The sequence below is a fragment of the Saccharomonospora halophila 8 genome (genome assembly GCF_000383775.1).
Taxonomy (GTDB): domain Bacteria; phylum Actinomycetota; class Actinomycetes; order Mycobacteriales; family Pseudonocardiaceae; genus Saccharomonospora; species Saccharomonospora halophila.
On the sequence record NZ_KB912472.1, the window covers coordinates 10,256 to 14,823 of the forward strand.

Here is a 4,568-nt window from a genome sequence, read left to right on the forward strand (position 1 = left end):
CGTCGCTCAGGCCCGCTCCTCGGCGCGCGGGTCGGCCGCCCACGTGGTGTGGAAGGTGCCCTCCCGGTCGGTCCGCCGGTAGGTGTGCGCGCCGAAGTAGTCCCGCTGGCCCTGCACCAGCGCGGCGGGCAACCGCTCGGCGCGCAGGCCGTCGTAGTAGGCCAGCGCCGTGCTCAGCCCGGGCGTCGGGATGCCCAGCCGCACGGCGGTGGTCACCACGTTGCGCCAGGAGTCCTGCGCGCGCTCCACGGCGGTGCGGAACGTGCCGCTGGTCAGCAGGGTCGGCAGCGTCGGTTCCGCCCGGAACGCCGCACGGATGTCGTCCAGGAACGTCGCCCGGATGATGCACCCGCCCCGCCAGATCGAGGCGACCGCGCCGAGGTCGATGTCCCAGCCGTACTCGGCGCTGCCCGCCTGGATCTGGTTGAACCCCTGCGCGTAGGCGACGACCTTGGAGGCGTACAGCGCCTGCTCGACGTCGTCGGCGAACCGCTCGGCCTCGGCGCCGGTCAGCGCCGCCCGTGTCGGCCCCGCGAGACCGCGGGCGGCCGCGCGCAGCTGTGTGTGCCCGGACAGCGACCGGGCGAACGTGGCCTCGGCGATGCCGGTGATCGGGACGCCGAGTTCGAGCCCGTTCTGCACCGTCCAGCGGCCGGTGCCCTTCTGCTCGGCCTCGTCGGCCACGACGTCCACGAACGGTCCGTCCGTGGCGGGGTCGGTGTGCGCGAGCACCTCGGCGGTGATCTCGATGAGGTACGAGTCCAGCCTGCCGGTGTTCCAGGTGCGGAAGACCTCGGCGATCTCGGCGGGGTCGTACCCGAGCGCCCCGCGCAGCAGGTCGAACGACTCGGCGATGAGCTGCATGTCCGAGTACTCGATGCCGTTGTGCACCATCTTGACGAAGTGCCCGGCGCCGTCCGGGCCCACGTGGGTGCAGCACGGCTCGCCGTCCACCTGCGCGGCGATGTCCTCCAGCAGCGGGCCGAGCGAGGCGTACGACTCGGCCGACCCGCCGGGCATGATGCTCGGGCCGTGCAGGGCCCCCTCCTCGCCGCCGGAGACGCCCGTCCCGACGAAGTGCAGTCCGCGCTCGCGCAGTGCGGCCTCCCGGCGACGGGTGTCGGCGAAGTGGGCGTTGCCCGCGTCGATGATGATGTCCCCCGGATCGAGCAGCGGCGCGAACTCCTCGATCACGTCGTCGGTGGGTCCACCGGCCTTGACCATGATGACCAGTCGGCGCGGCCGTTCGAGCGCGTCCACGAACTCGCGCGCCGAGTAGGTGGGCACGAACGTCCCCTCGGAGCCGAACCCCTCGACCAGCTCCCGGGTGCGGTGTTCGGTGCGGTTGTGCAGGGCGACCGTGTGGCCGTGCCGGGCGAGGTTGCGGGCCAGGTTGCGGCCCATGACCGCAAGGCCCGAGACGCCGATGTTCGCTGTCGTGGTCATGGCTGCCCACCTTACGCCGGTGCGGGATTGCTCACGGTGTCCGAGATCCCACCCGGGCCATCCGGAGGAGTGATTCCGGACGGGCCGCCGCGCGCGGTAACGTCTCCGCGCCATGGCCAGCACCGTGACCTCCCGCCGGAAGCAGCTCGGCAACGAGCTGCGGCACGCGCGTATCGCCGCCGGGTACACCCAGCAGCAGGTCGCCGACATCCTGGGCTGCACCCAGGGCAAGGTCAACAAGATCGAGTCCGGGTCGGTCGGGGTCAAGCTGGGCGACGTCCGTTCCATGCTGGACGCCTACGGGATCGCGGGGGAGGAGGCGGAGACACTGCTGGAGCTGGCCAGGGCCGCCACCGGGCGCCGCGGGCAGTGGTCCGGCTACCGCTCGGTGGTGCCGCACTGGTTCCGTACCTTCACCGACCTCGAACCCGCCGCCGCCGAGATCCTCACCTGGCACGGCGAGCGGATCCCGGGGCCGTTGCAGTCCGAGCACTACATGCTCAAGCAGTTCACCGAGTTCGGCGCCACCGACGTCACCGCCCTGGTCCGCAACCGACTCGACCGCAAGACCGTCTTCGAGCAGCAGCACCCGCCGTACTACCGCTTCATCCTCAGCGAGGCGGCGCTGCACCGGGCCCCGGGAGGACACGCGCCGGCGGTGATGCTCGACCAGCTGGAGCACATGCTGGAGCTGGACGAGCGCAGCCGGGTGTACGTGCACGTGCTGCCGTTCGACGCGAAGCTCGCCGCGGTGCCCAACGACTTCACCGTCATGCGGTTTCCGGACCGCACCCGCGACTTCGTCTACATCGAACACTCCGCGGGCGGTGTCTACCTCGACGACGTCAAGGATTTCCAGATCTTCGTGGACGCCTGGGACCGGCTGCGCGGTGCCGCGTTGGAGCGGCAGGAGAGCAGACAGCTGTTGAAGCAGTTCGCCCAGCGGTACCGCGAGTCCCTGGCGTCCTGACCCCGCCTCCGGCGGATCGCGTCACACCCGGCACAGATACCGGAGCGCGAACGGGTCGTCGATCGGGAGGAGCGGCCCGGGATGGCGTCGCGTGGACAGCCGGACGAAGGTGATTCCGAACCGCCCCCGCCGGATCCGGCGGGGGGTCTCCCGTTCGGCCGTCCGGCTCGCGCGTGCGGCGCTCACCGGCTCGACGTCGAGTCGTACGGCCATGCGTTGCCACCATCCCCCACAGTTGTTGTCGATCTCTCAAAAGACCGACCCCGATCGCCCGCCTGTCCTTCTCTACCGATAGTAATAATCGTAGATGCGCAATAATCATGCTGTCGAGCCGTACCGGGGAATGTCGCACGGATGGAGGCATCCTTTGGTCGGATCGGCGGCATGGCGGCGAAACACCGGGCACGACGAACACGGCCCGTAGTCGCCGCCACCGTGTACGGAGGGATGCCATGGCCGATTATGAAGGGCGAGTCGCCTACGACCCGACCACGGCCGAGAGCATGTTCGACCCCGGCGGATGGCGGAAGTCGTTCGCCAGTGAGCCCAACGGGGGCAACTGCGTCGAGGTCAACCTGACCCCGGGCCGGGTCGGCGTGCGGGACACCAAGCTCACCGACAGTCCGGTGTTCGTCTTCGACGAGGGGGAGTGGAACGCCTTCGTCACGGCCGTGAAGGCGGGCCAGTTCGACCTGCCGCACTGAACCCCACGGCCCCGGGCCCGGGTTTCACGGCCGGGCCCGGACCCGGTGCTGTCACCCCCGGCGGTCATCACCTACACTGTTCCGTGGACCCCCGCGACGTCCATCCTGTGAACCTCCCCAGGGCCGGAAGGCAGCAAGGATAAGCAGGCTCTGACGGGTGCGGGGGTCCCCTTCTTTCCCCGGGTGAAACCCCTCCTCCGAGGGCACCGACGTCGCCGGTGGGCGGTACTCTCGCGCCCGTGGCACTAGCGCTGTACCGCAAGTACCGACCCTCCAGTTTCGGCGAGGTCGTCGGCCAGGACCACGTCACCGAGCCGTTGCGCACCGCGCTGGCCGCAGGCCGGATCAACCACGCCTACCTGTTCTCCGGCCCGCGCGGCTGCGGCAAGACGTCCAGCGCGCGCATCATGGCGCGGTCGCTGAACTGCGTCGAGGGCCCGACACCGGAGCCGTGCGGGGTGTGCGGGCCGTGCGTGGCGCTCGCGCCGGGCGGGCCGGGCAGCGTCGACGTCACCGAGTTGGACGCGGCCAGCCACAACGGTGTCGACGACGCCCGCGAGCTGCGGGACCGCGCCTTCTACGCCCCGGCCGAATCGCGCTACCGGGTGTTCGTCATCGACGAGGCCCACATGGTCACCCCGCAGGGCTTCAACGCGCTGCTCAAGATCGTGGAGGAGCCGCCGGAACACCTGATCTTCATCTTCGCCACGACCGAGCCGGACAAGGTGCTGGCGACGATCCGGTCGCGGACGCACCACTACCCGTTCCGGCTGATCCCGCCGAGTGCGATGCGGGAGCTGCTGGAGCGCAACGTGGCGGCCGAGGAGATCACGGTCGAGCCCGCGGTGTATCCGCTGGTCATCCGTGCGGGCGGGGGGTCGGCACGGGACACCCAGTCGGTGCTGGACCAGCTGATCGCGGGTGCGGGGCCGGACGGTGTGACCTACGAGCGGGCCGTGGCCCTGCTCGGGGTCACCGATGTGGCGCTGATCGACGCCATGGTGGACGCGCTGGCCGCGCAGGACGCACGCACCGTCTACGGCACGGTGGAACGCCTCGCCGAGGCCGGGCACGACCCCCGCCGGTTCGCCAGCGACCTGCTCGACCGGCTCCGCGACCTCGTCCTGCTGCGCTCGGTGCCGACCGCGGCGGAGTCGGGACTGGTCTCGGCACCGGAGGAGCAGATCGAGCGCATGGTGAGCCAGTCCCAGCGCATCGAACCGGGCACGCTGACCCGCTATGCCGAGATCCTGCACAACGGGCTGCTCGACATGCGTGGGGCCACCTCGCCCCGGTTGGTGCTGGAACTGCTGTGCGCACGGATGTTGTTGCCGGAGGTCGCCGGGGACGAGGCCGCGATGCTGCAGCGCCTGGAGAGCCTGGAACGCAGGCTCGGTGCGGGCGACGTCGCGCCCGCACCGGCCCCGGCCGCGCAGGCTCCGGCCCCG

General features: G+C 70.8%; 5 protein-coding genes and 1 other RNA gene. 4 read left to right on the forward strand and 2 right to left on the reverse strand.

Annotated elements, in window-relative coordinates:
- Positions 1 to 6: 6 nt before the first annotated feature.
- Entirely contained in the window at positions 7 to 1,446 is a 1,440-nt protein-coding gene (gndA, locus tag SACHA_RS0100060; RefSeq protein WP_019806210.1) for an NADP-dependent phosphogluconate dehydrogenase, read from the reverse strand.
- Between the two features lie 112 nt (positions 1,447 to 1,558).
- Between gndA and SACHA_RS0100065 the strand changes: the two genes are divergently transcribed.
- Positions 1,559 to 2,416: a helix-turn-helix domain-containing protein gene (locus tag SACHA_RS0100065; RefSeq protein WP_019806211.1), complete on the forward strand. Its 858-nt coding sequence runs from the start codon at positions 1,559 to 1,561 to the stop codon at positions 2,414 to 2,416.
- A 21-nt stretch (positions 2,417 to 2,437) separates the two neighbouring features.
- Here the strand turns inward: SACHA_RS0100065 and SACHA_RS0100070 are convergent, their stop codons facing one another.
- A complete protein-coding gene (locus SACHA_RS0100070; protein WP_019806212.1) occupies positions 2,438 to 2,629 on the reverse strand; it encodes a hypothetical protein in 192 nt (63 codons plus the stop codon).
- Positions 2,630 to 2,868: 239 nt separating this feature from the next.
- Here SACHA_RS0100070 and SACHA_RS0100075 point away from each other — a divergent pair, with 239 nt between their 5' ends.
- The 3 genes from SACHA_RS0100075 to SACHA_RS0100080 form a co-directional block, all read left to right on the forward strand.
- Positions 2,869 to 3,120 carry a DUF397 domain-containing protein gene (locus tag SACHA_RS0100075; RefSeq protein WP_019806213.1) on the forward strand — a complete coding sequence of 84 codons (252 nt, stop codon included), beginning with the start codon at positions 2,869 to 2,871 and terminating at the stop codon, positions 3,118 to 3,120.
- Positions 3,121 to 3,200: 80 nt separating this feature from the next.
- An RNA gene (gene ffs / locus SACHA_RS23515) (signal recognition particle sRNA small type) lies at positions 3,201 to 3,297 on the forward strand.
- Positions 3,298 to 3,359: 62 nt separating this feature from the next.
- On the forward strand, positions 3,360 to 4,568 hold a 1,209-nt coding region (locus SACHA_RS0100080), incomplete at its 3' end, for a DNA polymerase III subunit gamma and tau (protein ID WP_019806214.1).

Excerpts from the sequence above, each read along its gene's own strand:
- SACHA_RS0100065 (WP_019806211.1), top strand. The coding sequence starts at position 1,559 with ATGGCCAGCACCGTGACCTCCCGCCGGAAGCAGCTCGGCAACGAGCTG.
- SACHA_RS0100070 (WP_019806212.1), bottom strand. The coding sequence starts at position 2,629 with ATGGCCGTACGACTCGACGTCGAGCCGGTGAGCGCCGCACGCGCGAGC.
- gndA (WP_019806210.1), bottom strand. The coding sequence starts at position 1,446 with ATGACCACGACAGCGAACATCGGCGTCTCGGGCCTTGCGGTCATGGGC.
- SACHA_RS0100075 (WP_019806213.1), top strand. The coding sequence starts at position 2,869 with ATGGCCGATTATGAAGGGCGAGTCGCCTACGACCCGACCACGGCCGAG.